We start from the raw sequence: 16,745 nt of genomic DNA on the forward strand, positions 1-16,745 counted from the left end.
GAGCGAGAAGGCCGCTGAGGTTCCGCCACCGGCACCGCCACGCAAAACGACCAATACCTCAACTAAGCCGTTCGAGGACCATGGCCATTCCTTGCCCCCCGCCGACGCACATGGTCTCCAGGCCGAACTGCTTGTCGTGCCAGCGCAGCGAGTTGAGCAGGGTGGTGGTGATCCGGGCGCCGGTCATGCCGAAGGGGTGGCCCACGGCGATCGCGCCGCCGTTGACGTTGACCTTCTCCAGCGGGATGTCGAGCTCCCGGTAGGAGGGGATGACCTGCGCGGCGAACGCTTCGTTGATCTCGACGAGGTCGATGTCGGAGGCCGACATGCCCGCGCGCCGCAGCGCCTGCTTGGATGCCTCGACCGGACCGAGGCCCATGATCTCCGGGGACAGGCCGGTGACGCCGGTGGAGACGATCCGGGCCAGCGGGGTGAGCCCGAGCTGCTTGGCCTTGGTGTCGCTCATGATGACCAGCGCGGCGGCGCCGTCGTTGAGCGGGCAGCAGTTGCCCGCGGTGATCCGGCCGTCCGGGCGGAACACCGGCTTGAGCCCGGACACGCCTTCCTTGGTGACTCCCGCGCGCGGGCCGTCGTCGGTGTCGACGACGGTGCCGGCCGAGGTGGTCACCGGGGTGATCTCGCGGGCGAAGAAGCCGTCCGCGATGGCCTTCTCGGCGAGGTTCTGGGAGCGGACGCCGAAGTCGTCCATCTCGTCGCGGCTGATGCCCTGCTGCCGCGCCAGGTTCTCCGCGGTCTGGCCCATCGGGATGTAGACGTCGGGGAGCAGGCCCTGCTCGCGCGGGTCGGTCCAGGTGTCCGCGCCTTCCTGCGCGACCTGCTCGGTGCGGGCCTGGGCGTCGGCGAACAGCGGGTTGCGGGTGCCCTCGATGCTGTCGGAGTTGCCCTTGGCGAACCGGCTCACCATCTCCACGCCGGCGCTGATGAACACGTCGCCCTCGCCGGCCTTGATGGCGTGCAGCGCCATCCGGGTGGTCTGCAGGCTCGACGAGCAGTAGCGGGTGACCGTGGTGCCGGGCAGGTGGTCGTGGCCGAGCAGCACCGACACCACGCGGGCCATGTTGAAGCCCTGCTCGCCGCCGGGCAGCCCGCAGCCCAGCATCAGGTCGTCGATGTCGGCCGCGTCGAGCTCGGGGACCTTGTCCAGGGCGGCGCGGATGATGGTAGCGGTGAGGTCGTCCGGCCGGAAGTCCACCAGCGATCCCTTGCCCGCCCTGCCGATCGGGGAGCGCGCGGTGGAGACGATGACTGCTTCGGGCATGGGAACTCCTTCGTTCGCCGGGGTGGCGCCGGGCGCCGTGGCCTCGCCGGTCATCTTGACCGGGTGGGGTGAGGGCCGACAAGGGGAAGACCGACCGACTGGTATGTAGCGTGGCTCACCCGTCGGAGCGGCGGTGCAGCCCGCGGTTGATCCGGGCGACGATCCGGCTGGTCGGGCGCCGGGCCTCGGCGGCGGCCGAGCGCACCGGGGCGGCGGGCAGCGGACCGCCGTGCCACTCGCCGAGCGCCGAGCACAGCACGGGCAGCAGGATCCGCGACGCCGCCTCGTACCCGGCCGCCGACGGGTGGAAGTTGTCCGGGCTGAAGAACTCGCTCGGCCGGGCGAGGAATTCGGGGGAGAGCAGGTCGGCCAGCGGCACCGCGTGCCCGCCCGCCGCCTCCACCGCCTCGCGCTGGGCCCGGCCCAGCGCGAGGCTCCACCGGCTCGCCAGCGACCGCAGCGGCTGCGGGATCGGCCGGATCGCGCCCAGGTCCGGGCAGGTGCCCGCGACCACCGGCACACCGCGGTCGAGCAGCGTCCGCACCGCGTCGCCGAGCAGCGCGGCGCTGGCCGCCACCGGCAGGCGGGAGGTCACGTCGTTGGCGCCGATGATGACGAGCACCAGCGTCGGCGGGTGCGGCGCCGTCGCCTCGACCTGCGCCGCCAGCGCCTGCGTGGTCGCGCCGACGACCGCGCGGGTGGTCAGCGCGACCGGCCGGTCCAGCTCCGCGGCCAGCCCGCGGGCCAGCCGGACCCCCGGCAGGTCGTCCGGGAAGTCCACGCCGAGGCCGGCCGCGGAGGAATCGCCGAGCACCACGAACTCCAGCGGCTCCACCGCCTCGGGCAGTTCCGAGCGCGGGACCGGGCCGGTGCCGTCCGGCAGGTGCACGCCGTCGCCGCGCAGCGGTGCGGCGACGGGCGGCCCGATCACCTGGCGGGCCCGGCGGGACTGCCCGTTGAGCAGGCCGTACGCGGCTCCGGAAAGCCCGCCCGCGGTTCCCGCCGCCAGCAGTGCCAGCCGCAACGCCCTCGCCGCGATCATCGGTCGTCCTTCCCCCAGGTCGTCGGAACGGGGGCGGCCGGGCCGGTCCCCCTTCCTGATCTACCACCTGCGCCCGGTGCCGGGGCGGCCTTTCCCGGCGCCGATCCGCAACCCGGTGGTGCGTCGTTGCCCGGCCACCGGCGGTGACCGGCGGTCGGCGCATTAGGCTCGACGGAGCAAGGAGCGCTGCCGGGACGAGCGGCGGGCTCCTGGGGCGGCGAACAGCGATGATGAGGGAAACGAGGACCGACCGTGGACTACGCCGAGCACGTCATCGACCTTGTCGGCAACACCCCCCTGGTGCGGCTGAACGCGGTCGCCAGCGGCCCGACGCCGGTGCTGGCCAAGGTCGAGTACTTCAACCCCGGCGGCAGCGTGAAGGACCGCATCGCGCTGCGCATGGTCGAGGCCGCCGAGGAATCCGGTGAGCTGCGACCGGGCGGCACCATCGTGGAGCCGACCTCCGGCAACACCGGGGTCGGCCTGGCGATGGTCGCCCAGCGCAAGGGCTACCGCTGCGTGTTCGTCTGCCCGGACAAGGTCAGCGAGGACAAGCGCAACGTGCTCAAGGCCTACGGCGCGGAGGTCGTGGTCTGCCCGACGGCCGTCCCGCCGGAGCACTCCGACTCCTACTACTCGGTGTCGGACCGGCTGGTCACCGAGATCGAGGACGCCTGGAAGCCCAACCAGTACGCCAACGAGCACAACCCCGAGTCGCACTACCTCAGCACCGGGCCGGAGCTGTGGGAGCAGACCGGGGGCCGGATCACCCACTTCGTCGCGGGCATCGGCACCGGCGGCACCATCTCGGGCACCGGGCGGTACCTCAAGGAGGTCTCCGGCGGCAAGGTGCGGATCATCGGCGCCGACCCGGTCGGCTCGGTGTACTCCGGCGGCCACGGGCGCCCGTACCTGGTCGAGGGCGTCGGCGAGGACTTCTGGCCGACCACCTACGACCGGGAGATCTGCGACGAGATCATCCCGATCTCCGACGCCGACTCGTTCACCACCACCCGCGACCTGGCCCACCGGGAAGCGCTGCTGGTCGGCGGTTCCTGCGGGATGGCCGTGGCCGCCGCGCTGCGGGTCGCCGAGCGGACCGGACCGGACGACGTCGTGGTGGTGCTGCTGCCGGACGGCGGGCGCGGCTACCTCACCAAGGTCTTCAACGACTCCTGGATGGCCTCCTACGGCTTCCTCTCGCCCGACCACGGCGGGGGTTCGGTCGGCGACGTGCTGCGCCGCAAGGACGGCACGCTGCCCGAGCTGGTGCACGTCCACCCGACGGAGACGGTCGCCGACGCGGTGACCTACCTGCGCGAGTTCGGCGTGTCCCAGATGCCGGTGGTCAACGCCGAGCCGCCGGTGATGGCCGCCGAGGTGGCGGGCGCGGTCAACGAGCGCGACCTGCTCGACGCCCTGTTCGCGGGCCGCGCCAACCTGGCCGACCAGGTCTCCGACCACATGTCCCCGCCGCTGCCGACGATCGGCGCGGGCGAGGAGATCAGCTCGGCGATGGCGGCGCTGGCCGGAGCCGACGGTGCGATGGTGCTCGTCGACGGGATGCCCGCCGGCGTCGTCACGCGTCAGGACGTGCTCGGATTCATCGCCGGTCGATGACGAGTTGTTACGCAACGGCACTACGCTGATCGCCCATCCGATAGCGTGTGCTCGACGAATGCCCAAAATCATGCTTCACGCCCGAGGGGGTCAGGAACCCGATGAGCTCTCCGCAGCCGCCTGATGGCGGTCAGCAGGGACAGCCGCACGGAGCCGGCGAGCAGCCGGGCGGCGCCCCGAACAGCCAGCAGAACGAGCAGCAGCCGGGCGGAGCCGACGCGACGCAGGTCGTCCGACCTGCCCAGCCCCCGCAGCAGCAGCCGGGTTCGGACTCGACGCAGGTCGTGCCGTCGCCGGGCCAGCAGAACCCGCAGCCGATGTACGAGCAGCCCGGCCTGGCCGGGCAGCAGGGCGGCGAAGCGGCCACCGCGATGGTCCCGCCGTCGATGCAGCCGCCGCAGCCGATGTACCAGCAGCCGGGCGCACCGGGCGCCTACCCGGGCCAGCAGCCCGGCACGCCCAGCGGCGGCTTCCCGGCCCCGCAGGCGCAGGGCGGCTTCGGCGCCCCGCCGCCGCAGGCGGGCTTCGGCCAGCCCGGCTACCCGCCGCCCGGCCCCGGCCAGCAGGGCCCGGGGAGCAAGGGCCTGGCGATGACCGCCGGGTACGTCGCCGCGATCCTCGGTGGCCTGTGGGCCATCGGGTTGCTGATCGGCACGTTCTCCCTCAACAGCGCGTACGCGGCGATCGACCAGGCGCAGGCGGCCCAGGAGCAGCTCAACCAGCAGCTCGGCCAGGACTTCTCGCAGTACATGCCCGAGGTCGAGATTCCCGACCTGCCGCCCTACGGCCTGATGCTGGTCTTCTACCTGCTCGGCATGGTGGCGGCCGGCGTGATGTGCACGGGCGGCATCATGATCCTGGTGCGCAAGAAGCTCGGGCCGTTGCTCGGGGTCGGCGGTGCCGGTCTGATGGCCCTCGTCATGATCGGGATGATGATCACCTGGTCCGGCGCGACCGGTGTTTCCGGTGTGCTGACCGCCGCCGCGATCGGTGTGCTGGCGTTCCTGCCCGGCACCCGGCAGTGGGTCGAGGCGGGCCCGGGCGCTCCGGCCCCGGTCGCCGGTGGCTACCCCGGTCAGCCGCCGTACGGCCAGCCCGGCGGCTTCCCCGGCCAGCCGCAGCAGCCCGGCCAGCCGCCGCAGCCCGGTCAGCCCCAGCAGCCCGGTCAGCCGCAGCAGTTCGGCCAGCAGCCGCCCTACGGGCAGCCGTCGCCCTCGGGCGGGTTCCCCGCTCCGGGGCAGCAGCCCTACGGGCAGCCCTCGCCGTCGGGCGGGTTCCCGGCCCCGGGGCAGCAGCCCGGCCAGCCGCCGCAGTACGGCCAGCAGCCCTACGGCCAGCCCGGCCAGCAGCCGCCGCAGCAGCAGCCGCCGCAGTGGTGAGCTAGCGTCCACGGCCCCCGACCGGATCCGGTCGGGGGCCGTGTCGCATCCGGTCCCCTGCCGGGCGTCGGGGCGCGCAGGCCGTACGCTGCTCCACATGAGCGATGGCTTTGCTACCCGTGCGATCCACGCGGGCCAAGAGGCGGATCCGGCCACCGGTTCGGTCATCGTGCCGATCCACGCCACCTCGACCTACGCCCAGGACGGCGTCGGCGGGATGCGGGCGGGCTACGAGTACTCGCGCACCGGCAACCCGACGCGCACCGCGCTGGAGGAGTGCCTGGCGGAACTGGAGCGCGGTCGGTACGGGCGGGCGTTCGCCTCCGGCATGGCCGCCACCGACGCGGTGCTGCGCGCCGTGCTGCGCCCCGGCGACCACGTGATCATCCCGGACGACGCCTACGGCGGGACCTTCCGGCTGATCGACAAGGTGCTCACCGGGTGGGGCGTCGAGTTCTCCCCGGTCCGGCTGTCCGATGTGGACGCCGTGCGCGCCGAGATCCGCCCCGAGACCAAGATGATCTGGGTCGAGTCGCCGACCAACCCGCTGCTCAACATCGCCGACATCGCGGTGCTGGCCCAGGTGGCGCGGCAGGCCGGCGCGCTGCTGGCGGTGGACAACACCTTCGCCTCGCCGTACTTGCAGCAGCCGCTGGAGCTCGGCGCCGACGTGGTGGTCCACTCGACGACCAAATACCTCGGCGGCCACTCCGACGTGGTCGGCGGCGCGGTCGTCACCTCCGACGAGGCGCTGCACGAGCGGATCGCATTCCTGCAGAACACCGCCGGTGCGGTGCCGGGGCCGTTCGACGCCTGGCTGACCCTGCGCGGGCTCAAGACGCTGGCGGTCCGGATGGAGCGGCACAGCGCCAACGCCGAACGGGTCGTCGCGGCGCTGCAGAGCCACCGGAAGGTCTCGAAGGTGCTCTACCCGGGCATCGCCGAGCACCCGAACCACGACGTCGCGGTCAAGCAGATGCGCCACTTCGGCGGGATGGTGTCGTTCCTGCACGCCGACGGCGAGCAGGCCGCGCTGGAGGTCTGCTCCCGCACCCGGCTGTTCACCCTCGCCGAATCGCTCGGCGGCGTCGAGTCGCTGATCGAGCACCCGGGCCGGATGACCCACGCGAGCACCGCCGGATCGCTGCTGCAGGTGCCGGGCGAGCTGGTGCGCCTCTCGGTGGGCATCGAGGACGCCGACGACCTGGTGGAGGACCTGCTGGCCGCCCTGGGCTGAGCCCGTTCCCGGCGCGGGTGGCGGCACCTCGCGCTCGCCCGTGCGGGGTTTTCCGGGGCGCCGCTGGAGGAGCAGGTGCTCAGCGGGCCTGGGCGGGCTCGGTGCCGCCGAGCGGCATCGGCTGCTCGGGGTCCCGGGTGGTCACCGGCAGGTCGTCGGGGTGCAGGCAGCCGCCGATGAGCTCCACGACCCCGTCGCGCGCCTCGTAGACGCCGGGGTCGTCGCACCCCGAGCGCAGCACGGCGACGACGGCGGCCCCGGACAGGGCGGCGGCCGCGACGATGCCGGTGACGAGCGGGACCGCCCCGCTCGCTGGGCTCAGCCGCCTCATGCTTCCTCCGCAACCGTGGCGGGTCCGAGCGGTTGTGCGCCCGGTGTCGGTTTTCGCCAGCGTACCCGGGCCGCCGCGCGCGTCGCTCGGCGTTCGCGGTGGCACGATGGACGAATGCGGTTGATCGAGGGGAACGACGTCCGCGCCGCCCAGGCGAAGCTGACCGGGATCACGCGGGTCACCCCGCTGGAGCATTCCCGCGTGCTGGGCGAGCTCTGCGCCGCCGAAGTCCACCTGAAGTGCGAGAACCTCCAGCGCACCGGGTCGTTCAAGCTGCGCGGCGCCTACCTCCGGCTGCTCGGGCTGTCCGAGGAGCAGCGCGCCGCCGGGGTCGTCGCGGCCAGCGCGGGCAACCACGCCCAAGGCGTCGCCCTCGCGGCCCAGCTGCTCGGCATCCACGCCACCGTCTACATGCCAGAGCGGGTCGCGCTGCCGAAGCTGGCGGCCACCGCCGGTTACGGCGCCGAGGTGGTGCTGCGCGGCGCCGTGCTGGAGGAATCGCTCGCGGCGGCGCGGGAGCACGCCGAGCGCACCGGGGCCGAGTTCATCCACCCCTTCGACCACCCGGACATCGTGGCGGGGCAGGGCACCGTCGGCACCGAGATCATGGCGCAGCTCCCGCAGGCCCGGACGGTGCTGGTGCCCACCGGCGGCGGTGGGCTGGTCGCGGGCGTGGCCGCGGCGATCAAGGAGGAGCACCCGGACGTCGCGGTGGTGGCGGTGCAGGCCGAGCAGGCCGCCGCCTGGCCGGACTCGCTGACCGCGGGACGCCCGGTGCGGCTGCGCGAGGCGCAGACCATGGCCGACGGGATCGCCGTGGCCGAGCCCGGCGCGCTGCCCTACGCGCACGTCGAGAAGCAGGTCGACGAGGTCATCACGGTCAGCGAGGAGCAGTTGTCCCGGGCGATGCTGCTCTGCCTGGAACGGGCGAAGCTCGTCGTCGAGCCGGCGGGCGTGGCGGCCGTCGCCGCGCTGCTGGCGCACCCGGACCGGTTCCGGGGCCCGATCGTGTCGGTGCTCTCCGGCGGCAACATCGACCCGCTGCTGCTGCTCCAGCTCGTGCAGCACGGGATGAGCTCGGCGGGGCGGTACCTGTCGCTGCGGCTGCGGCTGCCGGACCGGCCGGGCTCGCTGGGCGGCCTGGTGTCGCTGCTCGGCGAGCTGGAGGCCAACGTCATCGACATCGCGCACTCCCGGGTCACCGGCGCGCTGTCGGTCGGCGAGGTGGACGTGGAGATCAGCTTGGAGACGCGCGGACCGGAGCACCGCGAGCGGGTGACCACCAGGCTGGAGGCGGCCGGATACGCCCTCTACGAACGCCGCTGACCCCCAGTCGACCACCACCCGGTGACGCCCGAACCAGGTGAGGGGCACCTCCATCCGGCATAGTCGGCCGAAAGTGCCCCTCACTCACCACCCTTCCGGGTGAAACGGGTGCCGTCGACCGGTACCACCCCGGACAGGTGTCACCCGTTGTCGACGTAGGTGAGGGGCACCCTTGTCCCAGATACTTGGGCAAGGGTGCCCCTCACTCAGTTCACGAACGGGTCAGAGGTTGCCGCGGAGGTCCTGTTCGCGCTCGATGGCCTCGAACAGCGCCTTGAAGTTGCCCTTGCCGAAGCCCAGCGAGCCGTGCCGCTCGATCAGCTCGTAGAACACCGTGGGCCGGTCGCCGATCGGCTTGGTGAAGATCTGCAGCAGGTAGCCGTCCTCGTCGCGGTCGACCAGGATGCCGTGCTCCTTGAGCGTCTCGATCGGCACCCGCACCTCGCCGATCCGGGCGCGCAGCTCCGGGTCCTCGTAGTAGGTGTCGGGCGTGGCCAGGAACTCCACGCCGTTGGCGCGCATCGCGGTCACGGTGGCGATGATGTCGCCGGTGGCCAGCGCGATGTGCTGGCAGCCCGCGCCGCCGTAGAAGTCCAGGTACTCGTCGATCTGCGACCGCTTCTTGCCCTCGGCCGGCTCGTTGAGCGGGAACTTCACCCGGTGGTTGCCGTTGGCGACGACCTTGCTCATCAGCGCGGAGTACTCGGTGGCGATGTCGTCGCCGACGAACTCCGCCATGTTCACGAAGCCCATCACCCGGTTGTAGAAGGCGACCCACTCGTCCATCCGGCCGAGCTCGACGTTGCCGACGCAGTGGTCGACCGCCTGGAACAGCCGCTTCGGCGCGTCGGCGGGCTTGCGGTAGCCGCCCTGGGCGGCGACGAACCCGGGCAGGTAGGGGCCGCTGTAGCGGGAGCGATCGATCAGGGTGTGCCGGGTCTCGCCGTAGGTGCCGATGGCGGCCGTGCGCACCGTGCCGTGCTCGTCGGAGACCTCGTGCGGCTCCGCCAGCACCGTCGCGCCCTGGGCGCGCGCGTGCTCGACGCACCGGTCCACGTCGGCGACCTCCAGGGCGATGTCCACCACGCCGTCGCCGTGCCTGCGGTGGTGGTCGGCCAGCTCGCTGGCGGGGTCGACCGCGCCGCGCAGCACGAACCGGGCCGAGCCGGACTTGAGCACGTACGCCTTGTGGTCGCGGTTGCCCTGCTCCGGACCGTGGTAGGCGATCAGCTCCATGCCGAAGGCCACCTGGTAGAACAGCGCGCTCTGGGTGGCGTTGCCGACGACGAACACCACGGCGTCCAGCGCCTTGACCGGGAACGGGTCGCGCGTGTCGTCGTGCTCGACCAGGCCGACCAGGCGCTGCATCTGTTCGAAGGTCACGTCGTCGAGCTGGCCCTGCTGGTTGACGGTGCCGGTCACGATGTCCTCCCGAGTGTCGCCGCTTGCGGTGGCGACAGGGTCGCGCGGTAGGGCACCTTGAGCAACAGACGTTGCTTCGGCTGCGCAGATTGTTCAGCATGGGGGCGGTTGGGCCGACCTGAGCAGGTCAGGATGAACAGGAGGTGGCGCCCGTGGCCGCGAACGGGCTCGACGCGCTGGACGCCCGGCTGCTGCTGTTGCTCGCCGACGAACCCAGGCTCGGCGTGCTGGAGTGCTCGCGGCGCCTCGGTGTGGCGCGCGGCACGGTGCAGGCCCGGTTGGACCGGATGAGCGAGCGCGGCGTGCTGCGCGGCTTCCCGCCGGAGCTGGACCTGGTCGCGATGGGCTTCGGGCTCACCGCGTTCGCGACGCTGGAGATCGCCCAGGGCAAGCGGGCCGCGGTGGCCGAACGGCTGGCGGTGATCGACGAGGTCTGCGAGGTGCACGCCACCACCGGGCAGGGCGACCTGTTCGTCCGGATGGTGGCCCGCTCCAACGCCGACCTGCAACGGGTGATCGACGAGGTGGTCGCGGTCCCCGAGGTGCGCCGCACCTCGACGTCCATCGCGCTGTCCACCCCGGTCCCACCCCGGGTCCGACCACTCCTGGTCCGCCTCGCCGAACAGGGCTGAGGCACAACGGTGCGGGCACCCGAAACCCGAGCACCCGCACCAAGAACCAACGGCACCAAGAACAACGGCACCAAGACGTGGCCACGGCGCTAGCCACCTAACCGGAGGCCGAAGGCAAAGCACCCACGCACACGCCAAACGCAACCACCGTCAGGCAAGCGGCGAAAGCCGCTTCCGCCTTGCCCCACCCTCGCAGCTGGCACCGCCGCGGGTTCTCAGCGGCCTTCTCGCGAGGACGCCCTGATGCCGTGTATGGGCATACATCAAGAAGGGCGCCCGGAGCGAGAAGGCCGCTGAGGTTCCGCCACCGGCACCCCTACGCAAGCGGCAGCGAGAATCACAGAGAAAAAGGCTCGGCCTTGACGAGGGTGACCTTCATGGTCCCCCCGTTCGGCAGCTCGTACTCCCTGGTCTCGCCTTCCTTGGCGTCGAGCAGGGCCTTGCCCAGCGGGGACTCCGGCGAGTAGACCTCGATGTCGCCGTGCGCGCCTTCCTCGCGGTTGGCGAGCAGGAACTTCTCGGTGTCGTCCTCGTCGTCGTAGCGGACGGTCAGCACCGAACCGGGCATGGCGACGCCGGACTCGGTGGGCACGTCGCCGACCTGCGCGGTCCGCAGCAGCTCCTGGAGCTGGCGGATGCGGCCCTCGACCTGGGCCTGCTCCTCGCGCGCGGCGTGGTACCCGCCGTTCTCCCGCAGATCGCCTTCCTCGCGGGCGTCGTTGATCTTCGCGGCGATCACCGGGCGGTTGGCCACGAGCTCGTCCAGCTCAGTCTTGAGCCGCTCGAAAGCATCCTGGGTCAGCCAGGTCACCTGGGTCTCGCTCACGGTCACCACTCCTCGTCGACGGAGGCTCCGCGCCTACCGCGGGCCAACAGCGTTCCTCGCGCGCAGCGACGGCTGGGAACGGAAAAACACGGCCCGCCCCGGGGCCGTGCTGGCATCGACGATAACACGAATCACCACGTCCGGGCCCGGAATTTCCTCGATGCCCGGCGTGGTAAGGCAGTCTTCACCCAATCGGCCGCGAGGGAGTGGACAAATATTCAGGAACCTTGTATGTGCAGCCGTACACCTCCCCGGTGCCTGGAGGGGCCGAGGTGCGGAGCACCACGTCGTGGCGGACGGTCCCGTCGGCCGGTGGGATGAAGACCTCGCCGCGGCCGACTTCGGCGCCGGACTTCTCGCGGGCCCGGACGACGCACGCCGCCGGCCGCTGCGGCTCGTCGCGGCGCACTTCCAGGGTGATCCGCACGTGCCGGTCGTCGACGATGTCGTAGGCCACGTGCTCGCCCTCGACCGGTGCGCTGCCGAGGTTCTGGTAGCCGATCACCGAGGCACCGACGAGGACGACCGCGGCGAGCGCGCCGAACAGCCACCGCAGTCCCGGCCGCGGCGTTCGCGCTCGAGCGCGCGAGCCGTACCGGCCCTCGGGTAATGGCTGGTGCGTCACCGGCTCGACAGCCTTCCGACGATGTCCCGTGCTGGTGTGAACTCCGGCACGCCCTCGCCTCGACCGGTCCGCCGACGCGGGGGCTGGCGCCGAGGACGTCGGACCCGGAGCCACAATGGGGCGTGGGGAACAATCGGACCCGACATCCACGTTGAGTATCCCCGGGGTGTCTTGCGGCCCGCACGCGGGGGCCGATCCGAGTCGAGAAGATGCTGCAAGCGGGAAGGACGACCGCGCGATGGCGGACAAGCTGCGTCTGATGACGGTGCACGCGCATCCGGATGACGAGTCCAGCAAGGGGGCCGCGACCACCGCCCGGTACGTGGCCGAGGGCCACGACGTGATGGTGGTCACCTGCACGGGCGGTGAAGCGGGCAGCATCCTCAACCCGGCGATGGACCGGCCGGACGTGCTGGCCGACATGCCGGAGATCCGGCGGGCCGAAATGGCCGAGGCGGCCCGGATCCTCGGCGTCCAGCACCGGTGGCTGGGCTTCGTCGACTCCGGCCTGCCGGAGGGGGATCCGCTGCCCCCGCTGCCGGAGGGCTGCTTCGCGACCGTGCCGGTGGAGCTGCCCACCCGCGAACTGGTCGCGGTGATGCGCGAGTTCAAGCCGCACGTGGTGATCACCTACGACGAGAACGGCGGGTACCCGCACCCGGACCACATCCGGTGCCACGAGGTCTCGATGGCGGCGTTCGACGCCGCGGGCGATCCGGAGCTCTACCAGGACGCGGGCGAGCCGTGGCAGCCGCTGAAGCTGTACTACTCGCACGGGTTCTCGCGGCAGCGGTTCAAGCTGTTCCACGACGCGCTGGTGGAGCGCGGGATGGAGTCCCCGTTCGCCGAGTGGCTGGGCCGGTGGGACGAGTCGCGGCCCGACCCGGACGACCGGGTCACCACGCGGGTGCCGTGCGGCGAGTACTTCGACCAGCGCGACGACGCGCTGCGGGCGCACGCCACCCAGATCGACCCGAACAGCCGCTGGTTCGCGGTGCCGCTGGACATCCAGCGCGATCTCTGGCCGACCGAGGACTACGAGCTGGTCCGCTCGCTGGTCGACACCACGATGCCCGAGGACGACCTGTTCTCCGGGGTGGATGAGAAGGTGTGCGCATGAGCACCGGTGAGGTCACGTACTTCGTCGCCCAGTACCTCGGGCCGGACCAGGACACCGGCGGGCAGGGGCAGGACTTCGGCAAGTCCTCGCCGGTCGGTCTGCTGCTGCTGGTGGTCTTCGGGATCGCCGTGGTGCTCCTGGTCCGGTCGATGACCAAGCACCTCAAAAAGCTGCCGGTCGCCTTCGACCAGGACAAGGCCGCGGCAGCGGCCCCGGCCCGGGTCAAGCGCGCGGAGGCCGCGCGGGCCGCCCGCGAGGAGGCGGAAGCCGAGGAGCTCGCGAAGGCCGAGAGCGGTCCGCCCGGCGACTCCGCGGGCGACGGTCCGGCCAAGTCCTAGCTCACCGCTTCGAGCGCCGCGGCGGCGGGCTGGTCGTCCGCCGCCGCGGCGCGCGCTAGGCGTCCTGCGCGGCGAGCCGACCGGCGCCCCTCGTCGCGGGGTCCTCCGGCTCGCGCCGGGTGAGCACCAGGGGACCGTCCTCGGTGATGGCGACGGTGTGCTCGGAGTGGGCGGTGCGCGAGCCGTCGGCCGACCGGATGGTCCAGCCGTCGGCGTCGTAGGTGATCCGGTCGGTCGTGCGGGCGAACCAGGGTTCGAGCGCGAGGGTCAGGCCCGGTCGGAGCGCCGGCCCGCGGCCCGGTCGGCCCTTGTTGGCGACGTGGAGCTCCTCGTGCATGGTGCGGCCGATGCCGTGACCGCCGAACTCGGTGTTGACCGGGTAGCCGTAGTCGCAGGCCACCGCCCAGATCGCCGCCGAGATGTCACCCAGGCGGTTGCCCGGGCGGGCCGCCTCGATCGCCGCCTCCAGCGCTTCCTCGGTGGCGCGGACGATCCGCAGGTCCTCCTCGGCGGCGGTGCCGACGACGACCGTGCGCGCCGAGTCGGCCACCCAGCCGTCGATGCTCACCGCGATGTCCGCGCTGAGCACGTCGCCGTCGCGCAGCGCGTAGTCGTGCGGCAGGCCGTGCAGGACGGCGTCGTTGACCGAGAGGCAGATGACGTTGCGGAACGGTCCCTTGCCGAAGGACGGGGAGTAGTCCCAGTAGCAGGACTCGGCCCCGCGCCGTTCGATCATGCCGCGCACGTGGTGCTCCAGCTCCAGGAGGTTGACCCCCACGTCGGCGAGCCTGCCGACCTCGGTGAGCACCTCGGCGACGAACCGCCCGGCCACGTGCATGCGCTGGATTTCCGCCGGCGTCTTCAGCTCGATCACGAATACCTCGCGTCCTGAGTGGTGGTATTACTATACCGGCACTCTAGCACTTGCCGGTATAGTAATACCAGCTCTACGCTGAGGGCATGGTCCGCCAACCGCTCACCCCGGAGCAGATCGAAGCAGGCAGGCGTCTCGGCGCCCTGCTGCGCCGCGCGCGAGCGGGACGCGACCTGGCGGAGGTCGCGCACGCGGCCGGCGTCTCGCCGGAAACCCTGCGCAAGATCGAGACCGGGCGGCTGCCCGCTCCCGGTTTCGGCACGATCGTCCGCCTCGGCGAGGCGCTCGACCTGCCGGTGCAGGACCTGGCAGCCGCCTGGCGCGGCAGCGACCTCCCGCTCGAAGCGGTCTCGTAGCCGCCCCGGAGGACCCGGTCGGCGGCCGTAGCGGTCGAGGCGGCGCCGCCGCGGTGCCAGACTGGGGGGCATGGCGAACCGGCTGGCTGACGCGACGAGCCCGTACCTCCTCCAGCACGCCGACAACCCGGTCGACTGGTGGCCGTGGTGCCCGGAGGCGTTCGAGGAGGCGCGACGGCGCGATGTCCCCGTCCTGCTGTCGGTCGGCTACGCGGCGTGCCACTGGTGCCACGTGATGGCCCACGAGTCGTTCGAGGACCCGGAGACGGCCCGGATGATGAACGAGGGCTTCGTCAACATCAAGGTCGACCGGGAGGAACGCCCGGACATCGACGCCGTCTACCTGGAGGCCACCCAGGCCATGACCGGGCAGGCGGGATGGCCGATGACCTGCATCCTCACCCCGGACGGCGCGCCGTTCCACTGCGGCACCTACTTCCCGGTCCGGCCGATGCAGGGGATGCCGTCGTTCCAGCAGCTCCTCGCGGCCGCGCGGGACGCCTGGGCCGAGCGCGGCGACGAGGTCCGCGACGCCGCCGCGAAGGTGGTGGGCCACCTCGCCGAGCAGCGCCCGCAGCTGCCCGAATCCACCCTGGACCACCCGGTGCTGGCCGATGCGGTGTCCCGGTTGCACGGCGAGTTCGACGCCGCGCACGGCGGGTTCGGCGACGCCCCGAAGTTCCCGCCGTCGATGGTGCTGGAGTTCCTGCTGCGCCACCACGAGCGCACCGCCGCGCCGGGCAGCGGCCGCACCGCGCTGGAACTGGCCGAGGGGTGCTGCGTCGCGATGGCCCGGGGCGGCATCTACGACCAGCTCGCCGGCGGGTTCGCGCGGTACAGCGTCGACGCGGCGTGGGTGGTGCCGCACTTCGAGAAGATGCTCTACGACAACGCGCTGCTGCTGCGCGCCTACGCCCACCTGGGCCGGGTGAGCGCCGAACCGGCCCTGGCCCAGCGGGTCACCCGCGAGACCGCCGGGTTCCTGCTCACCGACCTGCGGACCCCGGAAGGCGGGTTCGCCGCTTCGCTGGACGCCGACACCGAAGGCGTCGAGGGCCTGACCTACGTCTGGACCCCCGGCCAGCTCCGCGAGGTGCTCGGCGCCGAAGACGCCGACTGGGCCGCCCAGGTGTTCGGCGTCACCGAGGCCGGCACCTTCGAGCAGGGCAGTTCGACGCTGCGGCTGGTCCGCGACCCGGACGATCCGGCGCGCTTCCAGCGGATCCGGGAGGCGCTGCTCGACGCGCGGGTGCGCCGCCCGCAGCCCGGCGTGGACGACAAGGTCGTCACCGCGTGGAACGGGCTGGCGATCGTCGCGCTGGTCGAGGCCGCCGCCGCGCTCGACGAGCCGGAGTGGCTCGCCGCCGCCGAGCGCACCGCCGAGCTGCTGCTCGACCTGCACCTGGTGGACGGCCGGTTGCGCCGCACCTCCCGGCTCGGGGTGGTCGGCACCGCGGCCGGCGTGCTCGACGACTACGGCTGCCTCGCGGAGGGGCTGCTCGCCCTGCACCAGGCGACCGGCGCCCCGCGCTGGCTCGACGCCGCCTGCGGGTCGCTGGACACCGCGCTGGAGCTGTTCGCCGACGCCGAGGCACCCGGCGGCTTCCACGACACCGCCTCCGACGCCGAGGCGCTGGTGCGCAGGCCCTCCGACCCGACCGACAACGCCAGCCCGTCCGGCGCCTCGGCGGTCACCTCGGCGCTGATCACGGCCGCCGCGCTGGCCGGGCCGCACGCCGCGCACCGCTACCGCGAGGCCGCCGAGCAGGCGTTGTCCCGGGCCGGGTTGATCGCCCAGCGCGCGCCGCGCTTCGCCGGGCACTGGATGGCCGCCGCCGAAGCCCGCGAGCACGGTCCGCTGCAGATCGCCATCGCCGGCCCCGCGGGCGACTCGCACCGCGCCGACCTGCTGGCCGCCGCGCACCGGGACGCCCCGGGCGGTGCCGTGGTGCTGGCCGCCGACCCGGAGGCGCCGGGCGTCCCGCTGCTGGCCGACCGGCCGCTGGTCGACGGCAGCGCCGCCGCCTACGTCTGCCGGGGCTACGTGTGCGACCGGCCGGTCACCGACGTCGAGGAGCTGGTCAGCGCCCTCCGCCGCCCGGCGGAGACCTGAGCCCGCCCCGCCATCCGTTCGGTACCCGAGAACCTGTTTCAGAATGGCCTGCGTGGCGGTGCGGGTGGCGGAACCTCAGCGGTCCCCTCGCTCCGGGAGCCGCTCCTGATGTACCAACGACGTACACGGCGTCACGGCTGTCCTCGCGAGAAGACCGCTGAGCGGTCACGTCCGAGCACGGGCGGCGGTGCCGGTTGACGGCCGCACCGCATGCGGCTCCGCCGC

16 protein-coding genes are annotated in these 16,745 nt (G+C 72.6%); 9 read left to right on the forward strand and 7 right to left on the reverse strand.

Annotated elements, in window-relative coordinates; genetic code table 11:
- Positions 1–58: 58 nt before the first annotated feature.
- Positions 59–1,279, reverse strand: coding sequence for an acetyl-CoA C-acetyltransferase (locus ABD976_RS01915; RefSeq protein WP_345356050.1), 1,221 nt, complete (start codon positions 1,277–1,279; stop codon positions 59–61).
- Positions 1,280–1,394: 115 nt separating this feature from the next.
- Entirely contained in the window at positions 1,395–2,321 is a 927-nt protein-coding gene (locus ABD976_RS01920) for an SGNH/GDSL hydrolase family protein (RefSeq protein ID WP_345356053.1), read from the reverse strand.
- 252 nt (positions 2,322–2,573) lie between these two features.
- Between ABD976_RS01920 and ABD976_RS01925 the strand changes: the two genes are divergently transcribed.
- The 3 genes from ABD976_RS01925 (at position 2,574) to ABD976_RS01935 (ending at position 6,557) form a co-directional block, all read left to right on the forward strand.
- Positions 2,574–3,941, forward strand: a complete 1,368-nt coding sequence (locus ABD976_RS01925; protein ID WP_345356056.1) for a cystathionine beta-synthase — start codon at positions 2,574–2,576, stop codon at positions 3,939–3,941.
- 101 nt (positions 3,942–4,042) lie between these two features.
- Entirely contained in the window at positions 4,043–5,320 is a 1,278-nt protein-coding gene (locus tag ABD976_RS01930; protein ID WP_345356059.1) for a hypothetical protein, read from the forward strand.
- A 97-nt stretch (positions 5,321–5,417) separates the two neighbouring features.
- Positions 5,418–6,557, forward strand: a complete 1,140-nt coding sequence (locus ABD976_RS01935; protein WP_345356062.1) for a cystathionine gamma-synthase — start codon at positions 5,418–5,420, stop codon at positions 6,555–6,557.
- 79 nt (positions 6,558–6,636) lie between these two features.
- Here ABD976_RS01935 and ABD976_RS01940 read toward each other — a convergent pair whose 3' ends face one another.
- Positions 6,637–6,888, reverse strand: coding sequence for a hypothetical protein (locus tag ABD976_RS01940; RefSeq protein WP_345356065.1), 252 nt, complete (start codon positions 6,886–6,888; stop codon positions 6,637–6,639).
- A gap of 114 nt (positions 6,889–7,002) precedes the next feature.
- On the opposite strand from ABD976_RS01940, the gene ilvA reads away from it, so the two are divergent.
- A complete protein-coding gene (gene ilvA, locus ABD976_RS01945) occupies positions 7,003–8,214 on the forward strand; it encodes a threonine ammonia-lyase (RefSeq protein ID WP_345356068.1) in 1,212 nt (403 codons plus the stop codon).
- Positions 8,215–8,436: 222 nt separating this feature from the next.
- Here the strand turns inward: ilvA and hppD are convergent, their stop codons facing one another.
- Complete coding sequence (gene hppD / locus ABD976_RS01950; RefSeq protein WP_345356480.1) at positions 8,437–9,582, reverse strand: 4-hydroxyphenylpyruvate dioxygenase; 1,146 nt, start codon at positions 9,580–9,582, stop codon at positions 8,437–8,439.
- A gap of 197 nt (positions 9,583–9,779) precedes the next feature.
- Here hppD and ABD976_RS01955 point away from each other — a divergent pair, with 197 nt between their 5' ends.
- A complete protein-coding gene (locus ABD976_RS01955; protein ID WP_369774540.1) occupies positions 9,780–10,268 on the forward strand; it encodes an Lrp/AsnC family transcriptional regulator in 489 nt (162 codons plus the stop codon).
- Between the two features lie 337 nt (positions 10,269–10,605).
- On the opposite strand, the gene greA is transcribed toward ABD976_RS01955, so the two are convergent.
- The gene (greA, locus tag ABD976_RS01960) at positions 10,606–11,094 is read right to left on the reverse strand and encodes a transcription elongation factor GreA (RefSeq protein WP_345356074.1); all 489 of its coding nucleotides are present in this window, start codon (positions 11,092–11,094) and stop codon (positions 10,606–10,608) included.
- Between the two features lie 184 nt (positions 11,095–11,278).
- A complete protein-coding gene (locus tag ABD976_RS01965) occupies positions 11,279–11,719 on the reverse strand; it encodes a DUF4307 domain-containing protein (RefSeq protein ID WP_345356077.1) in 441 nt (146 codons plus the stop codon).
- Between the two features lie 238 nt (positions 11,720–11,957).
- On the opposite strand from ABD976_RS01965, the gene mca reads away from it, so the two are divergent.
- On the forward strand, positions 11,958–12,839 hold the full coding sequence (mca, locus tag ABD976_RS01970) for a mycothiol conjugate amidase Mca (RefSeq protein ID WP_345356080.1): 882 nt from the start codon (positions 11,958–11,960) through the stop codon (positions 12,837–12,839).
- Complete coding sequence (locus ABD976_RS01975; RefSeq protein ID WP_345356083.1) at positions 12,836–13,177, forward strand: hypothetical protein; 342 nt, start codon at positions 12,836–12,838, stop codon at positions 13,175–13,177. The genes mca and ABD976_RS01975 overlap by 4 nt, the downstream gene beginning before the upstream one ends.
- 55 nt (positions 13,178–13,232) lie before the next feature.
- Here ABD976_RS01975 and map read toward each other — a convergent pair whose 3' ends face one another.
- Entirely contained in the window at positions 13,233–14,051 is an 819-nt protein-coding gene (gene map / locus ABD976_RS01980; protein WP_345356086.1) for a type I methionyl aminopeptidase, read from the reverse strand.
- An 86-nt stretch (positions 14,052–14,137) separates the two neighbouring features.
- Between map and ABD976_RS01985 the strand changes: the two genes are divergently transcribed.
- Together ABD976_RS01985 and ABD976_RS01990 are read left to right on the forward strand one after the other, a co-directional pair.
- Positions 14,138–14,407 (forward strand): helix-turn-helix transcriptional regulator, encoded by a 270-nt coding sequence (locus tag ABD976_RS01985; RefSeq protein ID WP_345356089.1) that lies wholly within the window; start codon positions 14,138–14,140, stop codon positions 14,405–14,407.
- 70 nt (positions 14,408–14,477) lie between these two features.
- On the forward strand, positions 14,478–16,520 hold the full coding sequence (locus tag ABD976_RS01990; RefSeq protein WP_345356092.1) for a thioredoxin domain-containing protein: 2,043 nt from the start codon (positions 14,478–14,480) through the stop codon (positions 16,518–16,520).
- Positions 16,521–16,745: the final 225 nt, after the last annotated feature.

This window comes from Saccharopolyspora cebuensis, assembly GCF_039542665.1.
Taxonomy (GTDB): domain Bacteria; phylum Actinomycetota; class Actinomycetes; order Mycobacteriales; family Pseudonocardiaceae; genus Saccharopolyspora; species Saccharopolyspora cebuensis.